Annotated in this window: 33 protein-coding genes; 4 read left to right on the top strand and 29 right to left on the bottom strand. The window is 69.3% G+C overall.

The window, feature by feature from the left end; all coding sequences use genetic code 11:
* Positions 1 to 13: 13 nt before the first annotated feature.
* From ACX9I7_RS00960 to ACX9I7_RS00880, 17 genes are all read right to left on the bottom strand, one after another.
* Positions 14 to 148: a hypothetical protein gene (locus tag ACX9I7_RS00960; protein ID WP_459386188.1), complete on the bottom strand. Its 135-nt coding sequence runs from the start codon at positions 146 to 148 to the stop codon at positions 14 to 16.
* Between the two features lie 212 nt (positions 149 to 360).
* Positions 361 to 942 carry a hypothetical protein gene (locus ACX9I7_RS00955; protein ID WP_459386187.1) on the bottom strand — a complete coding sequence of 194 codons (582 nt, stop codon included), beginning with the start codon at positions 940 to 942 and terminating at the stop codon, positions 361 to 363.
* A gap of 134 nt (positions 943 to 1076) precedes the next feature.
* Entirely contained in the window at positions 1077 to 1589 is a 513-nt protein-coding gene (locus ACX9I7_RS00950; RefSeq protein WP_459386186.1) for a phage tail tube protein, read from the bottom strand.
* A gap of 266 nt (positions 1590 to 1855) precedes the next feature.
* Positions 1856 to 2332: a DUF6233 domain-containing protein gene (locus ACX9I7_RS00945; RefSeq protein WP_459386185.1), complete on the bottom strand. Its 477-nt coding sequence runs from the start codon at positions 2330 to 2332 to the stop codon at positions 1856 to 1858.
* 80 nt (positions 2333 to 2412) lie between these two features.
* Complete coding sequence (locus tag ACX9I7_RS00940; RefSeq protein WP_459386184.1) at positions 2413 to 2655, bottom strand: hypothetical protein; 243 nt, start codon at positions 2653 to 2655, stop codon at positions 2413 to 2415.
* Positions 2656 to 2729: 74 nt separating this feature from the next.
* A complete protein-coding gene (locus ACX9I7_RS00935; RefSeq protein WP_459386183.1) occupies positions 2730 to 3158 on the bottom strand; it encodes a hypothetical protein in 429 nt (142 codons plus the stop codon).
* Positions 3155 to 3397, bottom strand: coding sequence for a hypothetical protein (locus tag ACX9I7_RS00930; RefSeq protein ID WP_459386182.1), 243 nt, complete (start codon positions 3395 to 3397; stop codon positions 3155 to 3157). Before ACX9I7_RS00930 ends, ACX9I7_RS00935 begins: the two co-directional genes overlap by 4 nt.
* Positions 3394 to 3795 carry an HK97 gp10 family phage protein gene (locus tag ACX9I7_RS00925; protein WP_459386181.1) on the bottom strand — a complete coding sequence of 134 codons (402 nt, stop codon included), beginning with the start codon at positions 3793 to 3795 and terminating at the stop codon, positions 3394 to 3396. Before ACX9I7_RS00925 ends, ACX9I7_RS00930 begins: the two co-directional genes overlap by 4 nt.
* Positions 3792 to 4208, bottom strand: a complete 417-nt coding sequence (locus ACX9I7_RS00920) for a DUF6093 family protein (RefSeq protein ID WP_459386180.1) — start codon at positions 4206 to 4208, stop codon at positions 3792 to 3794. The genes ACX9I7_RS00925 and ACX9I7_RS00920 overlap by 4 nt, the downstream gene beginning before the upstream one ends.
* Positions 4201 to 4569, bottom strand: coding sequence for a hypothetical protein (locus tag ACX9I7_RS00915; protein WP_459386179.1), 369 nt, complete (start codon positions 4567 to 4569; stop codon positions 4201 to 4203). The genes ACX9I7_RS00920 and ACX9I7_RS00915 overlap by 8 nt, the downstream gene beginning before the upstream one ends.
* 56 nt (positions 4570 to 4625) lie before the next feature.
* A complete protein-coding gene (locus tag ACX9I7_RS00910) occupies positions 4626 to 4985 on the bottom strand; it encodes an Lsr2 dimerization domain-containing protein (protein WP_459386178.1) in 360 nt (119 codons plus the stop codon).
* A 140-nt stretch (positions 4986 to 5125) separates the two neighbouring features.
* Complete coding sequence (locus tag ACX9I7_RS00905) at positions 5126 to 5605, bottom strand: XF1762 family protein (RefSeq protein WP_459386177.1); 480 nt, start codon at positions 5603 to 5605, stop codon at positions 5126 to 5128.
* Positions 5606 to 5690: 85 nt separating this feature from the next.
* Positions 5691 to 6011 carry a hypothetical protein gene (locus tag ACX9I7_RS00900; RefSeq protein ID WP_459386176.1) on the bottom strand — a complete coding sequence of 107 codons (321 nt, stop codon included), beginning with the start codon at positions 6009 to 6011 and terminating at the stop codon, positions 5691 to 5693.
* Between the two features lie 79 nt (positions 6012 to 6090).
* Entirely contained in the window at positions 6091 to 6318 is a 228-nt protein-coding gene (locus tag ACX9I7_RS00895; RefSeq protein ID WP_459386175.1) for a hypothetical protein, read from the bottom strand.
* Complete coding sequence (locus ACX9I7_RS00890) at positions 6318 to 7367, bottom strand: major capsid protein (protein WP_459386174.1); 1050 nt, start codon at positions 7365 to 7367, stop codon at positions 6318 to 6320. Before ACX9I7_RS00890 ends, ACX9I7_RS00895 begins: the two co-directional genes overlap by 1 nt.
* A complete protein-coding gene (locus ACX9I7_RS00885; RefSeq protein WP_459386173.1) occupies positions 7364 to 7795 on the bottom strand; it encodes a head decoration protein in 432 nt (143 codons plus the stop codon). The genes ACX9I7_RS00890 and ACX9I7_RS00885 overlap by 4 nt, the downstream gene beginning before the upstream one ends.
* A 118-nt stretch (positions 7796 to 7913) precedes the next feature.
* Positions 7914 to 8528 (bottom strand): hypothetical protein, encoded by a 615-nt coding sequence (locus ACX9I7_RS00880; protein ID WP_459386172.1) that lies wholly within the window; start codon positions 8526 to 8528, stop codon positions 7914 to 7916.
* A gap of 153 nt (positions 8529 to 8681) precedes the next feature.
* Here ACX9I7_RS00880 and ACX9I7_RS00875 point away from each other — a divergent pair, with 153 nt between their 5' ends.
* Positions 8682 to 9188 carry a hypothetical protein gene (locus tag ACX9I7_RS00875; RefSeq protein WP_459386171.1) on the top strand — a complete coding sequence of 169 codons (507 nt, stop codon included), beginning with the start codon at positions 8682 to 8684 and terminating at the stop codon, positions 9186 to 9188.
* On the opposite strand, the gene ACX9I7_RS00870 is transcribed toward ACX9I7_RS00875, so the two are convergent.
* The gene (locus tag ACX9I7_RS00870; protein ID WP_459386170.1) at positions 9185 to 10954 is read right to left on the bottom strand and encodes a hypothetical protein; all 1770 of its coding nucleotides are present in this window, start codon (positions 10952 to 10954) and stop codon (positions 9185 to 9187) included. The genes ACX9I7_RS00875 and ACX9I7_RS00870 overlap by 4 nt on opposite strands.
* Positions 10955 to 11164: 210 nt before the next feature.
* On the opposite strand from ACX9I7_RS00870, the gene ACX9I7_RS00865 reads away from it, so the two are divergent.
* Positions 11165 to 12046, top strand: a complete 882-nt coding sequence (locus tag ACX9I7_RS00865; RefSeq protein ID WP_459386169.1) for a DUF6624 domain-containing protein — start codon at positions 11165 to 11167, stop codon at positions 12044 to 12046.
* A 576-nt stretch (positions 12047 to 12622) separates the two neighbouring features.
* Entirely contained in the window at positions 12623 to 13396 is a 774-nt protein-coding gene (locus tag ACX9I7_RS00860) for a glycosyltransferase family 2 protein (protein ID WP_459386168.1), read from the top strand.
* A gap of 138 nt (positions 13397 to 13534) precedes the next feature.
* Here ACX9I7_RS00860 and fxlM read toward each other — a convergent pair whose 3' ends face one another.
* The 11 genes from fxlM to ACX9I7_RS00805 all read right to left on the bottom strand — a co-directional run bounded on the left by fxlM (position 13535) and on the right by ACX9I7_RS00805 (position 22954).
* Positions 13535 to 14791, bottom strand: a complete 1257-nt coding sequence (fxlM, locus tag ACX9I7_RS00855; RefSeq protein WP_459386167.1) for a methyltransferase, FxLD system — start codon at positions 14789 to 14791, stop codon at positions 13535 to 13537.
* A 115-nt stretch (positions 14792 to 14906) separates the two neighbouring features.
* Positions 14907 to 15869, bottom strand: a complete 963-nt coding sequence (locus ACX9I7_RS00850) for an aKG-HExxH-type peptide beta-hydroxylase (RefSeq protein WP_459386166.1) — start codon at positions 15867 to 15869, stop codon at positions 14907 to 14909.
* A 95-nt stretch (positions 15870 to 15964) separates the two neighbouring features.
* Positions 15965 to 16111, bottom strand: coding sequence for a hypothetical protein (locus ACX9I7_RS00845; RefSeq protein ID WP_459386165.1), 147 nt, complete (start codon positions 16109 to 16111; stop codon positions 15965 to 15967).
* Between the two features lie 70 nt (positions 16112 to 16181).
* Complete coding sequence (locus ACX9I7_RS00840) at positions 16182 to 18071, bottom strand: radical SAM protein (protein WP_459386164.1); 1890 nt, start codon at positions 18069 to 18071, stop codon at positions 16182 to 16184.
* 45 nt (positions 18072 to 18116) lie between these two features.
* A complete protein-coding gene (locus ACX9I7_RS00835; RefSeq protein ID WP_459386163.1) occupies positions 18117 to 18989 on the bottom strand; it encodes a hypothetical protein in 873 nt (290 codons plus the stop codon).
* The gene (locus ACX9I7_RS00830) at positions 18986 to 19906 is read right to left on the bottom strand and encodes an NAD(P)-dependent oxidoreductase (RefSeq protein ID WP_459386162.1); all 921 of its coding nucleotides are present in this window, start codon (positions 19904 to 19906) and stop codon (positions 18986 to 18988) included. Before ACX9I7_RS00830 ends, ACX9I7_RS00835 begins: the two co-directional genes overlap by 4 nt.
* Entirely contained in the window at positions 19900 to 20370 is a 471-nt protein-coding gene (locus ACX9I7_RS00825; protein WP_459386161.1) for an NUDIX domain-containing protein, read from the bottom strand. The genes ACX9I7_RS00830 and ACX9I7_RS00825 overlap by 7 nt, the downstream gene beginning before the upstream one ends.
* A gap of 35 nt (positions 20371 to 20405) precedes the next feature.
* Entirely contained in the window at positions 20406 to 21275 is an 870-nt protein-coding gene (locus tag ACX9I7_RS00820) for an isocitrate lyase/phosphoenolpyruvate mutase family protein (RefSeq protein ID WP_459386160.1), read from the bottom strand.
* Complete coding sequence (locus ACX9I7_RS00815) at positions 21272 to 21940, bottom strand: dTMP kinase (protein WP_459386159.1); 669 nt, start codon at positions 21938 to 21940, stop codon at positions 21272 to 21274. Before ACX9I7_RS00815 ends, ACX9I7_RS00820 begins: the two co-directional genes overlap by 4 nt.
* Positions 21941 to 22654, bottom strand: a complete 714-nt coding sequence (locus tag ACX9I7_RS00810; RefSeq protein WP_459386158.1) for a hypothetical protein — start codon at positions 22652 to 22654, stop codon at positions 21941 to 21943.
* 105 nt (positions 22655 to 22759) lie between these two features.
* A complete protein-coding gene (locus ACX9I7_RS00805; protein ID WP_459386157.1) occupies positions 22760 to 22954 on the bottom strand; it encodes a hypothetical protein in 195 nt (64 codons plus the stop codon).
* Positions 22955 to 23220: 266 nt separating this feature from the next.
* Here ACX9I7_RS00805 and ACX9I7_RS00800 point away from each other — a divergent pair, with 266 nt between their 5' ends.
* Positions 23221 to 24600, top strand: coding sequence for a helix-turn-helix domain-containing protein (locus ACX9I7_RS00800; RefSeq protein WP_459386156.1), 1380 nt, complete (start codon positions 23221 to 23223; stop codon positions 24598 to 24600).
* The last annotated feature ends 37 nt before the right edge of the window (positions 24601 to 24637 follow it).

The raw sequence follows: 24637 nt of genomic DNA, 5'->3' as shown, positions 1-24637 counted from the left end.
GCGCCCGGTCTAGCTAGCTCCCCTGCTGTTCCCACACCTCCCGCGGCACCAGGCCGATCCGCACGCCGTAACTGTCCGGGCCGTCCGGCACCTGGTCCTGCTCCCGGGCGATCAGCTCACACCCGACGCAGCGGACCGTGGTCGTCACGTACGCGTAGCGATCACCTCCTGCCGACTCGTCCCACTCCACTGCCCGGGTTCCGCACTGGCCGCAGGACTGCCGCCGGTAGGCGGCATAGGCCAAAGCCTTGGCCCGGTCCGTCTCCGACCAGCGGCCGTCACCGGCACCGAGGAAGAAGGAGTGGGGGATGCAGTACCTATCGCACAGCTCCAGCTCCTCCCGGAGCCGGAGATCAGCGATCAGTCTTTTCCCACCTCCTCCACGCTGGCGCTGGCCACCTGCTGCACCTGCCACGCCGCCTGGAAAAGGCTGTTGGCATCAGCGATCGGCCAGGCATCGAGGAGGTCCTGCGCGTCCTGCTCGCTCATGCCGTCGACCTCCTGGCCCTGTCCGTCCCGCTCGACGTGGGCGGCGGCGATCAGCGCGGCCGGGAAGAGCTCCGGGTTCCAGGCGTCGCCCTCTTCGGCCTGCGTCTCGGTGGGCGGGAAGCGCCTGATGAGGGCGTCGATGGCCGGTCGCGGTAGAGCCCGGAAGTGCAGGGCTATGGACACCTCGTCGTAGAGGGCCTGGGCAGCGGCCAGGTCGTCCTCCGCGCGGCGGGTCTCGCCGCTCGTGGACCGGCCAGCAGCGGCGTCGGCGTGGCGGCACGCGGCGAAGTGGGTCTTCGCGTCGTCCAGGCAGCGGCGTGCGCTCTGGTCGTCGCAGATGGTCATGACCCGCTCGGGCAGGGCGCGGGCGCGAAGGCGCGCGAGCTTCGCGGCCCAGTGGGCGTCGCGGGCGACGGCCTGAGCGGGGGGCGGGGAGGAGATGGGGATGGGCACACGAGCTCCAGGAACAGAAAAGGCGGAGAGGGAGGAGACCCGGCCGGGCGCGTGCGGCGGCGCGCCTGAGTGGAAGGGAGGGGAGCACGCCATGCGTGGCAGGCACCCGGCCGGGCAGATGAGGGGGCCGGGGCCTACGGCTTGTCGGTCTTCGGCGGAATCGGCTCACCAGCGGCGGGTGGCACGGGTGCGTCCTGGACCGGCTTCTCGGTGATCGAGAAGGACACCGTGAACTTCGCGGCTTCGTTGTCCGTCGAGTAATTCGGCGATCGGCTGCCGATGCGCACGGGGAAGACATCCATGGACCTGTTGCCCGGGATGTCGCCCTTGCGGAGGAACACGATCCAGCCGGTCTCGTCCTTCGACAGCAGCTGTTCGATCTCGTCGCTGATCTTGTCCTCGTAGAAGCCGAGGCTGCTGTCGTCTGCCTCGTCCGTGCCGGGGATCTTCGTCTCGAAGGTGCTGCCAAGGTCGGGCGTCTCGATGGCCTTGTTCGACAGGCTCCAGCCGTCGATCGCCGCGATCGCATTGGTGAGGTCGGTGCCGGCCGTCAGCTCCGGCCGGGTCGGGATGTGGCCGGTGGAGGCGACCTTGGTGAGCCACAGGACCCGGGTCACGCCACGGCGGCTGTACTTCTTTACCTGCAAGACTGCTGTCCGATTCCAGGGACGGCAGCCGTGCGCGAGGTGGTGTGAAGCGGTGGCCCCGTCCCTCGACGTTGCGTCGGGGAACCAGCCCGTACCAAGAACTTGGCCGGGAGTCCGCGCGGGGCCTCCGCGGTGAGGGCGCGGACCGAAGTCAGCCAGGACGGCTGGCGGCGGTCACCGCACGCTGATCACGATACTGCCACCAGCGGGCATTCCGGCTTCGGGCAGATCAAGGCCGCGCGCGGTAGGGGGACGCCCGGCTACTCCTACGCCTCCCACAGGCGGGCGAGAACAGCTTCTGGTCTACAGATCGAGCAGGTGACGGCTTCCTCTGGGTCGGCCAGAAGACGTAGCGCCTCGCGGTCGGTCACCAACTGCTGCGAGTGGGCGCCCGCCGCGCAGTCCGCGCGGTGAATGACGAGGTCAGGGCCCCGAGACAGGATCGACTCCTCCACGCGCCAACGCTTACGCTCCTCAGGCGGCGGAGGGTCGAGAACCCGGTAATCCTGATCAGGCAGGGGCTGCACCACGGGGTACGGTGCGCTGAAGGTGATCTCTCGCGTCTGAGCCACAGGCCCGCGCGGAGTATCAAGCCGATCAGGAACCTCGAGGACCAAGTCGTACCACCAGATCCCGGACCGGTCGCGCCGTCGTCGAGTCACGCGGACGTCGACGACTCCTTGATCGCCGGGCAGGGACACCGTGGCGTACGGAAAGGCCACCTGGGGCGTCTCGTCATCCACGCTTCGAATTCTAGTTCGAACCTGTGAGGGGTGCGGGCCAGCTGCCCCGCGCTGGCAGTTCGCAGCGGGGGCGGCGAACGTTAGCTGTCCAGGTGGGGGTGAAGCGCCTTCCGCTTCACGATCTTCTCGACCTCGTAGCGGTTCAGCTCGGATTCCTTGGCGTGCTCGGTGATCGCCTCAGCCGCGCGCTCGGCAGCCTCGCGCCACGCCTTCCACTGCGCATCCCAGTCTTCGCCGGTGAGCCCGGAGAGCTTCTCGCGTTCCTCGACGGAGGCGCGCTGAAGGTTGATCAAGGATTCGGGGATGTCGAGTTCATCGGGCATATGGGCGATTTTAAGTCAGCCGGTGGGTGGTGGTCGGCCACGGCGAGAGCGCGTCGGCTCTCTTCCCCCGTGGGTCAGCCGCTGATGCTGAGCCGGTACTTCTGGGCCCAGGTCACCACGCCGTTGTCGGCCGCGGAGGCGTCCGCACCCTGATCCCCTGCCGACTCGCGGGCCCACACGTCCCCGGCCGGTACCTTGATCGGCCGGGTCCACTCGCCGGTGGGTCTGCGTTCGAGCACAGCGCGGCGTACCCGATCGGACAGCCACTCGGCCTGATCGGTTCGGCCGGCGATCACGGTCACCTGGTAGTCCAGGTGTGCGTCCTCCGACTGATCGGCCAGGGGCGCGCCGTCGGAGGCGCCGCCGAGCGGGTAGAGCACCAGGTAGGGGAGCGGCGCCGGCTTCCCGCCGAGCAGGGGGAGGGCGCCGGTGCCGCAGGGCTTTCCGGTGGCCTCGGTGAGCATCAGGCGGAATGCCTCGGTGACGGGCGCGTGGTCGATCACTCGTCGCCTCCGGTGAGGAAGTCGGCGGCCGCGGACGCCTCGATGCTGGCGGCGCCGTACCGGCACATGCCCAGGGCTTCCCAGTGGGTGAGGCCGGGGGTGGTCAAGACGGTCAGGGTGCGCTCGCCGTCATCGTCCAGGATTTCGGCCACCACGACGGCGCGAGCAAGCATGCCCAGCTCGGCCTCACCGATCACCACGGCCAGGGACGCCTCTAGGTCTTCGGAGAGCCAGTTCACAGGGCCGTCCTGATGGCCGTGCCGAGCTCGCGCACCAGCTTCGGGCCTGTCTCCTGAGCGGCAGGTCCGAGGTGCGGACGGGGCGGCTGGCGATAGACGCGGCCCAGGCTGTCCGCTCCGGCAAAGCCGAACTCCAGCCGACGCGCCTGAGGCGCGGAAGTGCCGACTTCGGCCGTCACGACCGAACCGCCACCGGTGATCTGGGCTTGCCACGACGCCCTGTACTGGCCGGTGATCACCTGGGGGCCAGGCCGGCCGGATGCGTTCTGCTGAACCTGGGCCTTCAGGGCGTGGGCGCTGTGCCCCATGGCTGTGTGCATGGCTGCCAAGGCCGCGATGCCACCGCGCTCCAAGGCCGCGGCGAGCGCCCCGGCGCTGGTGAAGGAGCCACCACTCACTTCTCGTCCTCCCGGTTGTGCTCTTCCAGCCACACCGTGCGCACCACGGGGAACGAAGAGACCTCGCCGAGCGCCGCGACACGGTAAGTACGGCCAACGCCCTGCTCGTCCTTGGCCTGGACGACCCGGACGGTGTCGTCGTCTCGTACCTCGGCCGCACTCAGAGGCAGCAGCATCCGGTACCCGGCGCGTACCTCCTCGACCCACGCGCCGTCGTGCCCGCTACGGCTACGAATGCGTTCCTGCCCTCGGTACAGACCGGCTTGGCCCGAGTGGATCACCTGAGGGTCGGCGGGTGCGAGGTCGCCCGTGGCCGGGTCGAATACGTCCTCGCCGGTGCTGCGGGTCACCAGGACCGTGTCCGGCATCAGGTGCCTCTCCGCGAACGCGGCTATCGCCTTCGCGTCAAGCACTGATGGCCAACTCGCGCAGCTGCGCCAGGGTGGCGCGCGTCAGCTCGCCCGGTTCCCCGTCGAGGTCCTCGCGAGCGAGAACGGCTTCGTGGAGCTGGCGCCAGTCCACGGACCGGATGAAGTCGACGATCGCGTGCCGGAGATCGCTGGGTTGGGCCATCACCTCAGCCATGCCCTCGAACTCGACTCCCTTCCAGCCGGGCTGGACGTACAGCATGACCTCGGGGTCGCCTTCCACCGTCTGCGCGATGCGGTACGCCTCGACGCCCGAGGCGACATCGTGACCGTCGATTTCAATGACGACCGGCTTCTCTGGGCGTGCGCTGACACGAACGTGGTGGGTATCAGGGTAGGTGCTCACGAAATTGACCATAGGTGTGTGAGTGGTGAAACCTGCTGGACTATTCGGCTCTTGCCCTAGGCTGCTTTGCCGTACGTTGCGAGGTATTGCTGACGGAGGTCCGCCGGAATGCGGCCCCGGTCCGCAACCTTGATCCGGCGGCGCTTCGCCCAAGCCCGGATCTCGGCGGTGGTCGGCTCCGCCAGCGCCTTCGCCCCGGTTGCTGTCCGGAGGTTCCTCGGATTAGAGGCGGTGCCTCGGCGCCCACGGCTTGCTGCTACGTACGGGGCCAGTTTCTCTTCGAGGCGGGCATAGCTGTCATCGCTAAGGTCCACGACGATACGTCGACTATCCAACATGATCAGGCGTTCCTTGACGCTGTCGTCACGCTCCCCGGTGAGGTCGTCCACAAGGTAGGTCTCTACACGCTTAGCCATTAATTTCCCTTCCGTTCGGCGATGAAGGTACCTCATTCCCTGTATTTACCTAGCCGTTTCGCAGTTTTACGGGGAGCGGTCAATGTGTAGTTGCTAAGGCAACGCTATGCGGGTAGAAAAGGGACGCTGGAATGGCTTGCTTAGTCAGGAAGGGGGGCGCACCAGAGAGTGCGAGCTATGTTCTCGTTTCCTGTGACGGGTCGTGGCCGCGAGGGGTGATTCCACCCCGGACGGGGTCGTCGTTCAGCAAGGACCCGCCATCCAGCGCCGCGAAGGCTCGCGCCCGACTCCCCGTCCTGGGAGTAGGTGATCAGCCGTGTGTATCCGAGGGCCTGCGCGGCGCGCCAAGATGCCCCGTAAAGCATGGAATTGGCGTTTCGGGCGCCATCGCTTGCTGTCCGCGTCACCTCAAGGGTGCGGCCATCGTCAAGGTGACGGGCAACCGGGCGGCCGACAATGGCCACGGCACGGAGTACGCCGTCTTGGTCTGCAGCGCCAACGGCGAATACCTGGCCTGGCGGTGGTTTGTGATGCCGGTGCCACAACCGCACGAACTCCGCGGCCTCCCGGAACCGGACGGGCGTCAGCGTCAGGCGTGCAGATTCCGCTGGCTTGCTCATGGTCCGATCACCAGCGCCCTTGCGCGCCGGCGAAGGCGAGCCACTGCCACTCTGACGCAGCCGCAACGGAGACGAGCGGGCGGATTCAGCGGCGGCGGCGCGGGCACAGCGTCACCGTGGTCAGCAGCTCACGGCCCGTCGACGGGGCATCGTCCGGCGCGGTCTCGGCGGCCACAGCGGTGATCCGCCGTTCCAGGGCAGCGGCGTTGGCGGACTGGTCGACGGTGACGACGCCGTTGACGCTGACTTTCAGCGGCTCAGCGAGCAGCTTGGCCAGGCGTTCGCTCAGGACCTCAAGGGTGACGGCGCGGGCGGAGCGGAGACGGGCGTATCGGGTCTGAAGATCTGCGGGGTCGGTGTCGGGGCCGAGCTGGGCGAGCATCCAGCTCAGGGCATCGCTGTGCACAAAGGACTCCGGGGAGGGGAAATGGGTCGGCCGGGAGAAGTGCCGTAGCTTCTCCCGGCCGCGCGGTGGAGGAGGTGACTTAGCTGTCCTCGGCTGCCTTGGCGGGCTTGCGGGACGGCTTGCCGGTGCTGGGCTCGGGGGGCTTGCCGCCCTCCCAGCAGTCCGGGTTGGTGATCTGCTCGGCGATGGCCGGGTCGGTGATCTCGGTGCTGGCTATGAGGATCAGCGGGACGCGGTCGACGGGGTCGAGGGCGTGGACGGTCGCGGCCAGGGTGCCGAGAACCTTGCCCTGGTCGGCGGCGCTCACTAGAGGACCTTCGCGGTGATGTGGCAGTCCGGCGAGTACAGGACGGGCATCGCGGCGGCGGAGCCCTTAGTCCAGATCTGCACGGGGTCGTCCTCGACGTCGCGGGTGATCACGATGCCGGGTGCGTCCTCGCGCTCGATCTGCGGGTTGCTGCCGCGCGAGAGGGCCAGGGACTCGGCGGTGGTGCCGTACTGGGTCTGGCCCCACTTCGCCCGGTCCGGCGGCAGCATGATCCACCGGTCCTCCGGCAGAACGCGCCGGGAGGTGTCGTTCTGCCACACCTGCGCCTTGTAGAGGGTGACCGGCGGCAGGCCGTAGTTTCCGCGGACGCTGTTGATCTGCTCGGGGTTGAGGGTAGCCGTGGGGGTCTGGCCGCCGGCCGGGGTGCCGTAGTAGGCGGCCCGGTAGGCCATGTTGGCCGCGAGGTGCGACCACGCCTTGCGAGAGGTAAGCACCATCTCCGGCGCGGGGGCGCCGATGGAGTCGAGGTAGTCGATCCACCGGAGCTCGTCCGCGATCGGATCCGAGGTCGGGTCCGACCAGGGCTTGGGGGCCGTCGGCATGTTGGCCTGTGGCACGCCGTAGTCGGCCTCGACCGTCAGCCCGTTCTCGGCGACGAGGGAGAACTTGCCGTCCAGGAGCACGTCACCGGCCGCGAGCTCCAGACGGGAGCGGATGGCCTCGACGTGCCGTTCGACGTCGTCGTAGAGGAGTTCCACAAGGCGGTCGTCGTCGGCGCCGCGCTGGGCGTCCAGGAGTAGCTGCTCCATTTCGCCCACGAGCAGCTTCTGGCCGAGCGCGGGGAGCAGTCCCTCGGTGAGCTTGCTCTCCGCCTGCCGCTTCGCGAAGGGCACGCTCGCGTCGTAGGCGCGGTAGGAGGCCGCGTTGACGCGCCGCTTGTTCTGCCGGATACGCCACTTGACGTCCTTGACCTGCACCTCGCCGAAGACGGTGCTGGTCAGGAGGAAATCCTGCGGGTTGGGGATAGTGCGGGCGTAGACCGTCAGGTCGGCGACGGACACGCCCTTGATCAGGTCGGCGACGCTCACGCGGCCACCTCACCGAGGAAGCGGATCTGCGCACTGCCAGGGGCCGGGGCGACCTTCGCGGGGTTGATGCCGCCGGGGATGCGATCGGCCTTTACCGAGCCGTGCCAGAACAGCGCGGCCGGGATGTTCTTGGCGCCGGGCGTGTACAGGGCCTCGGCGTACACGAGACCGGCGAGCACCTGGCGGCCGTCCTTGGCTTCCGGATCGTAGAGGCCGTAGAGGCCGGAGGCGGTGATGCGGCCGACCGGGACGCCGGAGCGCACGAAGCCGTGCGGCTGGCCGGGCTCGGGCTCCGCGTAATGGATGCCCTTGGTGAAGGTGGTGAGGTCGAGGGTGATGGTCTCGGTGCTGTCGGTGCCGTGTCGGGACGCGAGCCAGTCGCGGTCAGCGGTCACCTGCACGGTGGTGGTGTACGGCTGGATACTCAAGCCGCTTTCTCCTGGTGATCGAGAAGTTCGCGCGCACTCACCAGGGCGGTGGAACGGTCCACGAAGAAGGGGGCGGGGCGTGGTCCCCGTGTGTACGAGCCCGTGTCGGGCCCGCGGGTCAGCTGGCCGGCGGAAGCAGGCCGCGTCGGCGGGCCATCTCCAGACCGGCGGAGCCGGGAGAGCGGGCGGGGGTGTGGCTGCGCGGCGGCGGCACGGAGGCAGGGGCGCCGCCGGGCGCGGGCGTCATCCGCGGGCCTGCGCTGGCCGCAAACAGCTCCGGCCTGCGGCTGGTGAGCTGCTGCACGGCTTCGGCGAGCTGCTCGTCGTCGGCTTCGTCGGCGACCAGGAGCAGGGCCAGGGCGTCATCGAGGTCGGCGCCGGTGGCGCCGGCCTGCGCAAGGTGGGCGCGACGGACCGCGGCGCGCTCGCGGGCAACGGCGGCGGCTTCGCGGGCGTTGACGGCCTCTTCCCGCTGGGCCAGCTGGAGGTCGCGGCGCTGGGACTCGGACAGGTCATCCGCCTGAGCCTTGCGAGCCACATTGACGTACTGCTCCAGGGCAGCGGTGTCCGGGAATCCGAGACGGTCGACCAGGGCTCGGACCGCAGTGCGCGCCCCCTGGTCCTTCTCCCGGGCCATGAGCGTCGCCAGGCGCTCCTGGCTCATCGTCAGCTCCACGCCCGTGGACGGGTCGTTCGCTCCGGACGGCGGATCGGTCAGAGTGCCGGAAGTCATGAGTGAGTGCTGCTCCCACACGGCCCCGCGCCATGCCCGAGTCTACGGAAACGAGCGGCGCAACCGGCCGACGGGCAGCACCAGGGCCGCTCGCGAACCGATCAGCAGACCCTAAAACGGCTGATCAACGCCTTCACTGGCATGATCCACACCATGTCTGACGATACGAACCGCACGGCCCCTCTCGCGGGCAACCTGAGAGCCAGGAACCGGCGACGGGTCGCCTGGGGCACGGCTGCCGCCCTCGGGGCCGCCGGCATAGCTGCCGGGCTGTTCCTCTGGAAGCCCTGGGCGGACGACGCCACCTTCACCGCCACCATCAGCTCGGCCTCCACCGGATCGGCCACGAGCGGCGAGAAGTGCACGCCGAACCTGGCTGGCGAGACCATCGTGATTTACGACAAGACGGGGAAGCGCAAGCTGGCCGAAGGCGTCACCAGCCGGGACGGCGAACGGCTGCCCGCTTCCTTCGGCAACTTCGGTGGCTACTGCTTCGACGTCACCCGCGTTGAAGGAGTCCCCGGCGGTCAGGGCAGCTATCAAGTCCAGGTCGGGGGCGGCAACACCACCAAGGTCACCGAGGAAGACCTTCGCCGTCCCGCGGACGCGCAGCGCGAGAAGCTGAAGACGGCGAAGATCCTGGACGACAACGAGAACTAGGCAGCCTTCGCCCCCTCGCCGGAGGCCCCTTCCCGCTCCTCCTCTTCAGGAACCTCCTCAGCCAGCTCGGTCGGCTCCTCCACGGTGCGCTGCCTCTCGGGTGTCTGCTCCTTGCGGCGTCCGTCGATACGTGCCACCTCTTCGCGGGCATCTTCAATCGGATACCCGGCGTCCTGAAGCATCCGGATAGCCGTCTCCAAGGACAGCACTCCGGCCCCGACGCCCTTGACGACTTCGTCGAGGACGGCGGCCCGGTCGGTGGGCGTGTGCGGGCCGAAGACGAGGCGGGCGGGGAACTGTTCGCCGATCGGCCACCCTTCGGCCTGGCCGGCCTGGTGCAGGCGCTGCACCATCCGCAAAAGCAGCGTGTACTTGTGGGCGCGTGCGAGGCGCATGGCGTCGACGAGGGAGTCGAGGGGGCCGAGGCTGAGCTGGAGGGCGTAGCCGCTGGGGACGTCGGAGGGGTCGACGGTGCCGAGGCTGACGGCGGGAAGCCGGGCGTTGACGGCGGCGCGGTCGCGGATCTCCTCGACGCGGGCGCGGAGTTCGGCGAGCTGGTTGGAGGTGTCGAGGACGTCCATTCGTCCGCCGTCGGCGAGCTGGAAGACGGTGCCGGGCTGGACGGACAGGGGCTTGGGGCGGCCGGTGATGCGGTCGACCTCGGTGTGGACGCCGGCGAGGCCGATGATGGGGGCGCCGGTGGTGGCCGAGGCGCGGGCGTTGTCGGTGTCGGTCTCCGCCAGCTCGTCCAGGGCTTGCATGATCTTGGCGAGCGTGGACTGCCCGAAGTGCTCGCCATCGGCGATCGTGTTGCTGATGTGGACCAGGGGCAGGAAATCGACGTGCAGGTCCAGGTGGTCCAGGACCGTGCCGTCGGCCCGGGTCCGGAAGGTGGCCTTCTCCAGCGGCAGGTCGTCCAGGGCCTGGCCGTGCCGTAGGTCGTCGAGCGTCCATTCGGCGTCGGTCAGGTAGCAGGTGAGCGTGGACAGCTTGCCGGGCGCCCACGGGTAGGCGCGCTGGGAGCTGCCGCTGGTTGAGCCGTACGGGTTGCCGGCAGTCCGCTCCCGGTCGTCCTGGTCGCCGCGGGGTGAGGGTGCGATGGGGGCCAGTTCGTAGGTGATGCGCCGCAGACGAGCCTTGATGCCGCGCTTTGGGTCCTCAGGAAGTTCCCACGCGAGGTGGACGCGGGTCGGGTAGTCGCCAGGGTCGGCGTCGTCCTCGAGGACGGGGAAGTAGAAGCCCGGGTCGACGGTCCGCAGCCGCACCCGTCCCTTCTCGGGGTCCCAGGCGAGGAGGTACAGGCCGTCGCCCAGGAGGACGGCCTTGCGTTCACAGGCCTGCATGCGCAGCGGCAGCAGCTCGGTCTCGGCCCACTGCCGCAGGCGCTCCTGTGCGGCTGCGGCGGCCACCGCGTCGGGGGTGGCCTGGTCGTCCTTGGCGTGCTCGGCGCCGGGCACCACGATCTGCTGCGATTTGCCGAGCAGGTGGGCGAGGGTGGTGTCGACGAACGCCGAGGGGTCGCCGAACTCGCGGCGCTCGGCTGCGTCGGGGTTCCCCGCGAAGGTGGCCAGCTCGCCGGCCTGGAGCGAGTCGTACGCGGACAGCAACTTGTAGGCGGCCAGGCGGCGCACCGCTTCGTCCGGCAGCCAGGTGGCCTGGATCTCGGGTGCGAGGACGCGGTGGGGGCGGCCGTCGTGGGTGGAGGCCATGACGGGCTTGTAGTTCAGCCACGACCAGGCGTCGATCAGGAATCGGGGCAGGCCCACCAGCAGGTATCCCTCGTCGGCCCCGCGCCCGCCTCTCAGCGTAGGCGACCAGGCCGTGTGTACCGCGGGGCCGGGCGCGTGGGACGCTGCCGCGATGGACGTGCGGCACGAGACAGCCAGCGCGTACCTCTTCGCCCGCTTCGGCCCGCTGTGGCGCCTCGGGGTGTCGAGCACCCCCGTCACGGCGGGTGGATGATCCCGGGCGGCCATATGAGGCCCGGGGAGAGCCCGGAGCAGACGGCCGTGCGGGAAGCCGTCGAGGAGACCGGCTACCGTCCGCGCCTCTTCCCGGCCGCCGGGAGCGTGCTGCCCGCGGACTACCCGCACCCGCAGGCCATGCTGGCGGAGCTGTCCCTGGGCAGCGCGCTGTGGTGGGTGGTCGCCATCCCGGCCGGTCCCGACGGACGGCACCCCGAGCCCCACCTTCATGTCGACCATGTGCACGTAGGCGTCGTCGACCGCCCGCACGGGCCCCGAGGGCTGGCGGAGCACCCGTTCCGCTGGGTCACGGCCGACGAGCTGGAGAGGCTGGACGCGCCCGCGGACAACCGCATCCTCGCCACCGCCCTCTTCGAGCTGATACCGGCCACGGCCGCCGCCGGCCGCTCACGCCCGGCGCTGGACGAGGACCTGCGCCGCGAGCTCCTGCGCCGCCGCGACATCGACCAGGCGTTCCGGGCGAACCTGCCCGTGGCCCGGACGGAGGAGGTGGCGGCGCAGTGGGCGGCGATGGACAACGACAACACCGAGTGGCTGCGGCAGGTCATCGACCGCGTCGGCTGGCCTGGACGATCACTGTGCGGCGACGAGGCTGCCGATGCGGCGTGGCTGCTGGCCCAGCACGCCGACCGCCAGCCCCACCTTCAGGAGGCATGGGTCGATCTGCTGGCCGAGGCAGTGACAGCGGGCGATGCCGAGCCGAGGCACCTGGCGTTCCTGGAGGACCCCATCTCCGTCCGGGCCACCCGCGGGCAGTGGTTCGGCACTCAGCACCACAAGTCGCCTACCGGGCAGTGGGAGCCCTTCCCGGTCCGGGAGCCGGGCGGAGTCGATCAGAGGCGGGCTGAGAACGGCCTGGAACCGCTGTCTTAGAACACCAAAAGGATCAACGACAGCTACTGACGTCGACGCCCCTCCAAGGCCCGCACAGGGCCGCTGAGGCCCTTCGAAGATCGTCGGCTTCGAAGCATCCGCAAGGCCGTCAGGATCCCTGCCCTTGGGGGTAGGGGGTTCTTCTCTATGGATGTTAGGTCTGGGTATTAGTAATAATCCCTGATCCACCTACGCCTGGTTAACCGACGCCTGAAAACCCGTCTTCGGTGGCAGGCCACTCGATCAGGTCCTCCAGGTACCCGGTCCTCCCGCTGTCGCCGCCCGGACGGCGGCCATGAACAACGGGGCGTTCGTCGCATCCATCAGCCGGACGTCCTCCTCCGGAGAGAACCATCCCCAGCCCAGCAACCCCGGTGACCAGCACCGCGCGGCCGCGAGGAGGCTACGTCCTCCACGTACGAATCGCCGGCGGTGAGCCGCTTGATGCGGGGGGGCACGTCGTATCCGACAACGCGATGGTCCACCTCGCCGGCGCGCACGGCGAGCGGCAGTCGCACGTAGCCTGGCTGGCGACGACAACGTCGACGACGACTCCAATCTGGGTAAGGAGCGGCTGTGCCCCTGGTTTCCGTGGTGATGCCGGTACACAACTCGGCGGCCACGCTCGGGCCCTCAGTTCGGTCGGTGCTGGCGCAGACCCACACCGATCTCGAACTGCTGATCACCGACGACGCGTCCTCGGACGACTCGATGGATCTGCTGAAAGAGCTGGCCCGGCAGGACGAGCGGGTCCTGCCGGAGGCGGCAGCCCGGCAGGGGGGTGCGGCCCGGGCCCGGAACCTGGCCATCGCGCGGGCCCGGGGTGACTACATCGCCTTTCTCGACAGCGACGACATGTGGCTCCCGACGAAGCTGGAGAAGCAGCTCGCCTTCGCCGCGACGGCCGGGACACCCCTCACGTTCACCTCCTACTACAAGGTCGACGCCCTGTACGCGGGCGAGGCCGCCGACTTCGTCCCGAACGGGCGTGTGGTGTGGGCGCCGGAGAGCGTGGACTACAGCGCGATGCTGGTCCAGGACCACATCGGCGCCCTGACCGCCATGTACGACCGCAGGGTGGTCGGGGCGAAGCTGATGCCGGACATGCCGAAGAGGCAGGACTACGCGCTCTGGTTGTCGATCATGCGGGACGGGACCCCCGCCCGCGCTCTGCGGGAACCCTTGGCGGTGTACCGGGCGCAGCGCCCCGGGTCGCTCTCGTCGAACAAGCTGTCGCTCGTCCCGTACAACTGGAACCTCTACCGCCGGCACGAGCAGCTCTCGGTGTTCCGGTCGGCTCGGGCTCTGGCCGGGGCGGCATGGCACTCGGTGCGGAAGTCGCGCATCTAGATCCGCCCACGAGCCCGGGGAGCTCAGTGCGCGACGCGATGCTGATGGACTGACCTCTCATCCGTCACCGCTCCTTCGGGTCTCCTTCCGGCCCGGGAAGCCCTTGGTAAGGAGCGCCCGGTTGAAGGCACCCAGTGCTTAACCGGAACGATCTCCGGATGGCCACGCCGGGGGCCAGGAGAGCGTGACCCGGCAGTGGACCTTGTCGATCACCCGTCCGCCGGGAAGTTCGGGAATCTGGTCATTCGGCGTACCGGCCGGGTAGACGGCGATGCGCGGGCCGGGCCCGTCACGGTGTTCCCGGCCCCAGGTACGCACGTGGTCGGCGATCCGCGCGGCGAAGGCAGGACCGTCCGGGCCGAAGGCGTGGACCCCGTATTCGAAAGACGATTCATCAGCGGTGATGCGCGGGGTGATGTAGGCGAAATTGGAACCGTCCACGCTGGCCATCGAGAACCGCTTGTTGTACGGGGAGACCAGACCAGTGTCGAGGTCCGGATCCACCGCCATGGTGCAGAACCCCGGCAGCACGGTGGCCATGTACATCTGAAGTGTGTCCACGGGCACTCCCCGCTTGACGGTCACCCCCGTCCAGGATTCCGTCCGCGGGCTGCGTACCGCGTTGGCCAGCAGGCCCGGCTCGGCGGGCAGCCCGTCATCGAACCGCAGGGTGATCTCCTCGGTGCCGTTGATCAGCAGCAGCTGGGCCTCGCGCTCCCCAGCGCCCTGCATGGACACGAATCCGCAGATCCGTGCCGAAGTGCTGACCAGGTGGTCGCCTACGTGCTGGAAGGCGACCGAGCGCGTGAGCCCTTGCATCCGTAGCGGCGCAACGAGCCGCCCGCCCTCGGCGAGCTGCTCGATCCACGCGGTCGGGATGTCCCACGTTCCGACGGTCACGATGATCACGTCGTAGGGGGCGTGAGCCGGAACGCCCTCTGCGGCGTCCGCGAGGACGACCCGCACGTTCGAGTAACCGGTCTCTGCCAGCAGACGGGCGGTCCGGTCCGTGACCTGCGGGTCGATATCGACCGTCGTGACCTCGCCGTCCTCGCCGACCAGCTCCGCCAGGTACGCGGCGTTGAGGCCGCCGGAGCCGATCTCCAGCACCCGCGCCCCCGGGCCGGCCTCCGCCTGCTCCAGCATGAACGCCTGGATCTGCGGCGCGGAGACCGAGCTGACGGCCCTCCCGTGCTCGTTCCTCTTGGTGATCACGGCGTTGTAGGCGTGGTACGCGTCCTCCAGGCTCGCCTCGGGAGCGAACCTGTGCCGCTCGACCCTGCGCATCACGGCTTCGACTTCCTTCGAGACGATCTCACCCGCCTCGATGAGCTCGTCAACGACCTTGTCGCGCAGCCACGCAGCGCGCTCGTGGTCGGAGGTCATATCGGTCATGGAGTGCGTCCTTGCTCAGTCGGTGGGCCTGTGATCAGCCGAAGCGCGAGCCATGCTCCTGGACCCGGCCGAGGCTAGTGAAGCAACGCTCATGCGGACGGAGATCCGACGGGAATCACTCCTCAGGGGCCTGCGCAGCAGGCCCATCGGCTACGCGGTAGAGGTCGTCGCAGAGGGAGGACGCTTCCTGGTGCACCGACCGCAGCCGGTACCGCAGTTCGGTGTCGGGGACTAGACGGAGTGCTCGGTCGTGGCTTTCGCCCGTGGCTACGAGGCGGGCTCGTTGCTGACTGACGTAGGCGGCGAGGAAGCGGCGCACTTCAGGTTCGGTCTGGCCGCTGTCGAGTAGGCGGGCGGAGTAGATCACCATCAGGGGAAACGCCCAGCACGCGTGCAAGAACCCGAACACGGGGCGGAGGGTGTTCTTCCAGGGGGAGAAGAACTCCTCCTTGCCGTTGATCTTGATTTCGGTCGCGGCTAGGGCGTCGTTGAGCCAGTTGTGACCGGCTTCGTGGATGAGGTCGCGGGCAAGCACGGCTGGGTGGCTGGTGTAGTCGGTGAACACCGTTCCGGGCAGTCGGCTCGTGGTCCAGCTCCGGAGGGTTCCGGTGAGGGGCTTGTGGGATAGGAGGCACGCCACGATGGCGTGGGCTGAGAGCAGCCTGCCGAATCCGGTCTCGTCAGCGAGATCGTAGGCAGTACGAGTCATCTGCCGAAGATGGTCCGGGGCCGGTGTGGTGCCGGGGCTGATGACGTAGAACGGGGAAGTCTCTGTTTCCTGCACCTGGTGCGACGGCGGGTCAAGCACTACTGGGAAGGCGCCGGTTCCCGAGGTGAGCGCGGCGGCGTTCCCGTCCGGGTGTTGTGCGTACCAGCTGAAGGTGTCGGCGTCTCCATCGCGGGCCGCGCGTTCTGCGCCTTCCAGTGCGTGGTGGGCCAGGGCGTACCGGGCGGCAGGATGTGCGGCTGTGAGGGTGCTGCGGGCTGCGCTGGCGTTGAGAGCTGTGTAGATGCGGTGGGCTTTGTTGCGGTGGAGTTGTTCCGTTGAAGGCAGGTGGAAGAGTGCGGTGAGGTCCACGCCGGCTCCTTGCGGAATGCGGAGGTGGGACCGGGCCAGAGCTGGCCCGGTCCCTTGGTGCTGCCCTGCCGGATCACGACGGGCGGTAGTGGGCGTCAGGAACGAGCCTTCGGCTGCTCGGTCGGCCAGGGGTCGGCGCCCTCCTCGGAGGTGTGGATGGTGAAGCGGACCTCTTCGCCATCGGTGTGGAGGTTCTTCACGGCGGCGAGGAAATCGTCCGCCCACGTGGTGGTGGTGTTCACTGCCTATTTCCTTCCGTGATGGTGATCGGCCGGACGCTGGTCGAGCGGCGCCCGGTGAGCCGGGGACAGGTCAGGTGTTCTTCGTCTCCGGCGGTTCGGGGGTGCCGCTGCCGGGCGGGACCGGGCAGCGGCAAGACGCTCCGGACGGTTCTTCGCCCGCAAGGGCGTCCCGGAGCAGAGCGGTGGCGACATCCAGCGCCGCGAAGTAGGACGGCCAGGAGGCATCCGGGGCGGGGACGAGACTGGCGTCGAGCACCGGTGTGACGAGCCTCGTGGTCTCGCACGTCAGGTTGCTGCGGGCGATGAGGAGGCGCACCGGCTGGGGAAGACGCGGGGTGACCTGGGCGGCGGTGCGGCACAGGGCGCCGGCGGCTGCTGCGTACTCGTCCGGGTTGCGGGGGAGGATGCCGAACCGTTGCCGCGTGTTCTTCGCGGTGGGGTTGTCGTACTGGTGGCCTTCGCAGCTGTCGTAGGTGACCAGGCCCCAGCCCCGGGTGATGACGTCGATCAGGGGTTTGACGCCGGGCTCGATGGCGTCTGCCCATTGCGGGTGCGCGGGGTCCAGGTCGTCGGCGGCGTGGACCCCGGGGAGGCCCTTGGCGTTGATGTTGCCGTAGGCGCTGGTGTGCAGCTCGGCCCGGTGGCGTGGTGCGTTCGGGTCGTCCCAGGTAGCGAGGAATGCGGAAACGTCCCGCATGGTGTTGGGGCTGCGGGGCCGCCACCGCAGGGTCTGGCACCAGGCGCCTTCCGGGTGCCCTGGGTCGGCGAGGAGCGCGGCGGTGCCGTCAATGATCCGCATGCGGTAGGCGCAGTAGGCGTCGTCGCCATCCATGTTCATGCGCCACCGGGTGGCGATGCATCCACCCCCGCACGTGGACCGGTAGTCGCAGGTGAAGCACTTGTTCATGAGCGCCTTGCCCTGGCCGAGGAGATTCGATCCCTGCTGGGCGGCGGTGATCTGGGCGGCGGTGGTGTTTTCGTCCAAGACCGTGAGCTGTGCTTGCGGCCACGGCAGCTCGTCGCAGCTGCCTATGCGGCCGGAGGGATACAGGGTGAAGACGTGGTCGCACTTCGTGGCGCTGAAGTGACAGAAGGAGGTGTCCAGGCCGCGGAGTCGGCGGATGGTGGGGACGGCCGGGGAGAGGTTGATCTTCCGAAAGTGGCCGGCGCGTATCCAGTGTGCGGTGGTGCCGATGATGAACTCGGCGTACTCGTCCGGGGTGATCGACCAGGCGGGCCCGTTCTCCGCGTTCAGGGCCTGTATCTGCATGAGGCGGCTGGGCGTGACGCGCTTGGTGCTGGCCGCGGTCGGTCGGGTGATGGTGGTGTCGAAGCAGGGGACGAAGCTGACCGAGCGGACGGCGGTGAAGCCCGCCAGGTGGTCGAGGACTTCGGCCGGACGTCCGAGGACGGCGGGGGTAACGGTGGTGATGATCCCTGCCTGACGGCCCCGGCCGGCCAGGAGGTGGAGCGCCGCGACCACGGCGGGATAGGTGGGCTGTCCGTCGTAGCCGACGCGCCACCGGTTGCCTTCCGCGTCGCCGTCCAGGGAGATCCCGATCTTCAGCTCGGGGTACAGCTCGTCGAACAGGTCGAGCCATTCGCCGTCCAGGTTGACGCCGTTGGTCTGCATCGATACGCGGACCACCTGCGGCATGCCCGCGAGCTCCCGGAGCAGGCCGGCCATGTGCTCCTTGCCCGCCGTCAGGGGTTCGCCGCCGTGCAGCCCCACAGCGAGGGGGCGCCCGGGGAACAGGCCAGGAAGGAGGCGAAGCTGGTCCGCGGTGATCCGGGCTCCTCCCGGGGATTCCTTGCGCTTCTCGTAGCAGTGGAGGCAGTCGATGTCGCAGGTCTCGCCGCGCACCTTCACGATCACCGACACGGCGTCGGTCTCGGGTGACTCGTCCAGGGTCCGGTACAGGTCGGAAACCTGGTTCCTCCGGTCAGCGGTGACGTTCACTGTTCCTCCCGTCTGGCCCCACCGGGGGCTTCTACGCGGGTGTGCTCACTGCCTCACCTGGTCGGCCCAGGCCAGGAGCTGGCTGGTGGTGAGGGGGGTGCGGGCGTCGGCGTACTGGAGGGACCAGCCGTCGCTGTACCTCTGGGGCAGCCACCCGAACCGCCCCCAAGCCGGGTCCACCGGGACGTCCTTGCTGCCGGCGGCGGGCCACACCAGGAGCAGGGCGTTAAGCAGCCGGGCGCGGGCCTGGCGGAACCAGTCCGGACACGGATCCGAACCCTCGGCGCTCTGCCATGCCGGCGAAGGCAGTGGGGTGTTCTTCCCTGCGAGGACGGGGGTCCACTTGTCGCCGAGCAGCGGGAGGCCGGCCGCCGTGTTCTCGGCCTGCATGACCGTGACCGACAGCTGCCCCAGCACCAGGTCGGCGCTGTCGTACAAGCCGGCGGAGGTCAGCCCGTCGAGGTCCTCGAGGAGGCTGATCGCACGCTGTACCCGGTCCGCCAGGGCCCACTTGCGATAGGTGTCCCGTTCGGCCTCGGTAAGGACCGGCTTCTCCTGGCAGTCCAGGGCCCGGGCGGTCCGCAGCGATGTCAGCGCGGGAAGCTGCCGCCTGATGGAACGGAACTGCTCCATGTCGGTGGCCAGGACGTGGAAGGTGCCCAGCAGGGCGCGGAGGGCGTCCATGTCGGCGGCCGTGGACGAGGCCAGATCGACACGTACCCCGTCGGCCATCCGGGACCGGACCACCGGGGCGGGCCCGGTGGGGACGACGATGCGCAGATCGATGTCGCTGCGCGCGTGGGCGATGCCGTGGGCGACCGGACCTTCGAGCCAGACCTGCGCGCCGGGGTACTCCTGGCGAAGCTGACCGGCCACAGCGCGGGCGGCGCGCATCCGCTGCTCGTACCAGATGGTCATCCTGGCCCCTCCTCAGTGAGCAGGGTCCGGACCGTTTCGGTGACCCAGGCGTCGAGCCGCTCCCGTACGTCGCTGCGCTGCGCGCCGATGTGGGGGGTCACCAGGAGATTCACCGGCTTGGGGCCGCTGGGGAACCGGCGGGTCTCGAATGCTTCGACGGGGTCCACGGCGAGGCCGGACAGGAGACCGGCGTCGAGTGCGTGCAGGCAGGCCGCGATGTCCACGGTGGCGAGCCTGCCCACGACGATCAGCAGAGGTTTCCGGGCCGCCGAGGCGCGAAGGAAGTCCGCGCCGAACATCGCCGTGTTCGCAGCGGTGTGGGGAACGGCCACGACATGGGCGTCCCCCCAGGCCGGAAGGTCCCCGGCGGGCGCTTGTACGAGCTCCGGGCCGATGCTCGGCCGGGCTGCGAAGAGCGTGTGCGCGACGTGAGGCGCGAGGGCGTCGGCGCAGGCTCTGCCGACGGGGCCGGCGCCCCAGAGGGCAACGTTTATCGCCGAAACGGGCACGGACATGCAGGCGGCTTTGAGGTGTTCGCCGCGGGCGATCCCTTGCGCGCCGAGCGGGATGCGGCGGGCCAGGGACAGCAGCGCCGCAAGGCACCATTCGCCGACGGCCGGGGCAGAGGCCCCAGGGTTTCGGTGCATGCTAATCCCGCGCTCGGCGAGGAGGCCCGCGTCGATCCCGTCCAGCCCCGACCCGGCACGGATGACGTGGCGCAGCGACGGCAGGGTGCCGAGCTCGGCCCGTTCGAGCCGGACACCGGAGCGCAGCACGATCACCTCGGCTCGCTTGGCGTCGTCGGCTGGCACCTCGCGAAGCGCAGTGAACTCGCGCACACTGTGCGCGGGGAGAGCGCGGGCGAGCTGGACTGTGTCGGCGGCTCCTCGGGCGACGAGTACGGTGCTGGTCACCATCGGTCCACCAGAATGTCGCGGTCGTCCTTGAGGGCGTCGAGGATGTGCTGCCCGACCCGGGGGAGGATGTGCCGGGTGGTGATCTCCTCCAGCGGAACCCATTCGAATCCCACCTGGATGGGATCGGCCGGCTCGGACATGCGGGGTTCACTGCGGCCGTCGGTGATCTCGGCGAGGAAGTTGTGCTGAGTCTTGTGCTGCGGGCCCAGGTTGCGGCCGTACTGGCCGGGCACGTACTCCACGACGAACATCTCGCGCACGGTGCGGACCTCCAGCCCGGTCTCCTCGCGGACCTTGCGGACCACGGCGTCCCGCAGCGACTCCCCTTCCCGGGCCTTACCGCCCGGCAGGTTGTAGTGGAAGGACCCGCCGCTGCTGCTGTCGTCGTACGACAGCAGCAGGATCTTCCCCTCGTGCACGATCGCGGCTTTCACGGACACGCTGATCTTCGGCAGAGCGGTCATGCTCGTCCTCCTGGCGGTCGCGGGTAGCGAAGGGTCTACAGGCAGGCGCGGGCGTCGGGGTCAGAGACGCGGAGAAGGTCCTGCACGTCGGCGAGGGCATCGGGGCGGAACATGCCCGTGGTGCGAAAGGAGTCCGCCGCGCTGCGCATGGCCGTCATGGCCGCGCGGGAGAGCTGGTTGGCGTAGATGGCCATGGCGAACCCGGCCTGACCGAGCACGGCCTGGCTGAGGTGCGCGAAGGCGGTGGGTACCGTGACCAGCGGGACCCCGTTCCACCGCTGTGCGGTCGCCATGGCCTGGCTGCCGGTGGTGTCCTTGGAGTGCACCAGGATGGCGTCCGCCCCGGCCGCCTGGTACGCCTCCGCCCTGAGGACCGCTTCGTCGAGCGTCCCGCCGCAGATCAGCGTCTCCGTGCGGGCGATGAGCAGGACGCCACCAGCGGACGCCGCCTTGATCTCCTTGATCTGCGCGCAGGCGAGGTCAGCGTCGGCCAGGCCCTGCGCACGGTGCTCGGAGAACGAGTTGCATTTCGGGTAGGCGCTGTCCTCCAGGCAGACGGCCGCCGCGCCGGCCGCTGCAAGCTCGAAGGCGTAGCGGCGGGCTGTGGCGGCCGATCCGCCGGCGTTGTCGATGTCCACGACCACCGGCAGGTCACACACCCGGCGCAGGGACAGCACCACGTCGGCGAGGTCGCGGGAGCCGAGGACGTTCTCGTCGGGCAGGCCGAACGCGGTGGACACCTCCAGGCCGGAAACCCACAGGGCATCGAAGCGGGAGTCGGCGGCGATACGGGCCGCCATGGCGTTCGCGGCCCCGATCGCCTGCACCGGCTTCCCGGCCCCCGCTGCTTTCTCCAGGGCGCCGCGCAGGCGATCGGACGGCCGCTGGCCTATCACCGTGGTCACACATCCTCCATGGGCAGAGCAGGGGTCAGGTTGTGTCCAGCCAGGGCATCCCAGGCGTCCCTCAGCACCGCGGCCCGGTCCTGCGAGGCATCGATGCGCACCGTCGGCCCGATCTTCGGGAACGCGGACGGGCAGGAAAGGATCTCCGCGATCGTCTCCCGCACCCGCGCCTGGACCTCAAGCACGTCCCAGTCCTTGCGCACGTCGTCGCCACCGGTGCGCCCGGCTGCTCTGGCCATGGACTGCTCGGTCGCCGTCTCCAGGACGATCGTCAGGCTGGGAGTCACGTCGATCGCGTCCGCGAGGTGCGCGTACGTCTCTTTCGGCGGCTGGTCGTGCTTGACGGCGAAGAACGCGAGCTCGCTGATCAGCCACCGGTCAGCGATCACCGGCCGGGCCGAAAGGGACGGCGCGATCAGGCGCCTCACCGACGCTTCCTTGTCGGCACGCAGTGCGGCAAGGTACCGGTCCCGGTTGCCCGGTGCCGGCCGGTACTTGCCTTCCACCAGATCCGGGGCGACCTGCGGAGCGAGCCAGTTCGTGGTCAGCATGGCCAGCGGCGTGATGCCGTAGAGGTTCTCGAACAGGCGGAACAGGCCCTTGCGTAGGGTCGTCTTCCCGCTGCCGTCCAGGCCCTCGACCACGATGAAGGGGAACGCGTTCACTTATTCCACCTGCCCCGCTCCGGTGCCGCCCGCGTACTTGGTGAACCGCCCCCGCCACGGAAGCGAGGTGCTGACCAGGTCGAAGAGGCGAAGGTCGCCCAGCGCGGCCAGCAGGCCCGGCATCTTCGGCTCCACGATGACGCCCTCGGTAATGGCCCGGCAGTACGCCAGCCGCAGGCTTGGGTCCGAGGTGCCAGCGGTCCTGAGCCGGGCCTGCAGGACCCGGGTGGCCACGCCCAGTGCGACAACTCGCGCCGCTTCCTCAATTACGCTGATGGGAGCCCCGTCGTCCCCGGTCGGTGCGGGAGCCGCGTTGATTCCTTGCTTGTGGCGGATGACGGCCAGGACGCCGACCCACCAGGCGGCAGCGGCGCACACGGCCTCCACGGCATCCTGGGTGATCTTGTCGCTGGTGCCTGCCGTCAGAGTGAGGGCGATGTTCTGGGCGGCCAGTGCAAGAGCTCCGTTGCTGCCGCCGTCGAGCCCGAGCTGCTGGGGTACCGACAACCAGTTGGTCAGGCCGGAGTCCTCAGCCGCGGGTACGGCGTGTGCGGGCGCCGGGGCTGGGCGTGTCACTAGTTCGCGGGGGATCAGGCTTTCGGGGAGCCCGCAGGAAGCGGCATCGAGGCCGGCGGCTTTCCTCCACTGATCAAGGTACAAGTAGACACGCTGGCAGTGCAGGCCATCCGCCAGGATTTCCCAGGATTCGCTCACTGGTACTGATGCGGGGGCGGGGCATCGGGCGAGTACCAAGTTCGTTTCCCTTCCGCTAGTTCGAGCAGCGCAGCGTACTGGCCGCAGCGGGTCCGGAGGTGCCTTCTACTCCTCCGGTGTGACGTCGGGCGCCGCTACCGCAAGCGGAGGCTGGGGGGTGGCGGCGTCGAGGAGCTGGCCGACCTGCTGGTGCAGGGCGACGACCGGGCCCACGAGTCCGAGTGCCAGCAATGCGACAGCCGCCCTGATCGGGTGATCGGTAATGCCGTCGCTGTCCTTGACGTCGTGGCGGGCGGTCACCGGACTGCCTCTAAACCATTAACAGCCAGAGAGATCAGGTCCACATAGTCGATGGCTCGTTCGAGGATCATTCGTCCTCCTTGCCTGTGGGTTGCAGGTTCGGGCGCTGTCGTATGGCCCCAGAATTGGGGGCGCAATCGCGCCCCGGCAGGGGCTTGTGCGAACCGGCAAGTTCCTTGCGTAGTCCGCAAGTTCCTTGCGCGGCGGCCCTGCCCTGGCAGAGGGGTTGCGGCTACCGTGGACGAGTCCTGGGGCGAGGAGGATCGATGCCTTCCAACGGCGCGACCGTGCATCGGCACCAGCAGATCCCGGACGTCGGCGCGCTGATCCGCAGCAGCCGCAACGGCCGCCAGCCCCGGATGACGCAAGCAGAGCTGGGGGCGCTGGTCGGCTACTCGGAATCGTGGGTCTGCCGCGTCGAGAAAGGCGAACGTGTCCCTCCGTGGCAGACCCTGGCCCGTATCGCCGCCATTCTGGACATCCCCCCCGATGATCTGATCGCCGCCGCTCACCCGCTGGAGCGAGGCGGGACACGGGATACGGGAAGCACCGGTGCCATGGTGATGACGGCCGCTACGGTGACGGAAGGGCATGTCGAGGGCCAGGAGGACGCGGTGCGACGCAGGCACTTTCTTACCGGGGCAATTGGCGTTGGCACGGTCGTGGCCGCCGGCGGCTCGGTCGCCGCCCGTGGGCGAGGACCTTCGGCTGACCCGCGTGGCATGCTCGAGGCCGCACTGTTCCAGCCCCCGGTCGTGGGACCGGTGCCGCTCGGACGGCTCGCCGCCGCGCTCCGCCAGGCGCGCGAGGACTTCCGGCAGGTTCGCTACGCCCACCTCGCATCCGACCTGCCGGTCCTCCTGGCGGCCGCGGAAGCGACCCGCGAGGCCCTGCGCGGCCACCAACGGGAACGCGCCTGCGCCATGATGGCCGGCGCTTACAGTCTGGCGTGCGAGCTGGCGATCAAACTGCGCTCCGAGGAATCGTGGGTGGCCGCCGACCGCGCCCTGACCGCTGCCCGAGCGTCCGGGGAGCCCGCACCGCTGGGGGAAGCCGCACGCGTCCTGTCGGTGGCCATGCGGCACGCAGGCCGCCACCAGCAAGCCGTCGGCCTGCTCACCCGCACCAGCCGCGATCTGGCCGACGACCACACCCCGCAGGCTCAGGCCGTACGCGCCGCGATGCTTCTGACCTGCGGCTACACGGCAGCGCACTACGGGGACCGAACGGCCGCACTCGACATGGTGTGCGAGGCAGAGACGATCGGCCAGCAGATCCGGTACGGGCCCGGACTGGAGCAGGTCACCGTGCAGGCCACGGCCGAGCAGTGCGACAGCTTCCGGATGAGCGTCTTCAACAAGCTCGGCACCCCCGACGAAGGTGTCGACGTGGTGCGCCGCATCCGCCCCGCGGTGTTCCCGACCGCTGAACGGCGCGCACGCTTCCACACGGACGCCGCCCGGATGTGGCACCAGCTCGGTGACCCTCGCCGCACCTGGGCCGAGCTGCGGGCGATCGAGCACGAAGCGCCGGAGGAGACCTGCCGGCCATCCGTACGGGCGCTCACCACAGACCTGATGTGCTCGCCCGTCAGCCTTCCAGGACTTCGAGAGTTCGCGGTGCGCACGGGAGCGGTCCACAGCTGAAGCCATCTCTCGACGGGGGACAGGCCGACGGCCGTGA

The sequence above is a fragment of the Streptomyces sp. L500 genome, from assembly GCF_054551825.1.
This window is presented reverse-complemented; position numbering and strand designations above follow the sequence as displayed.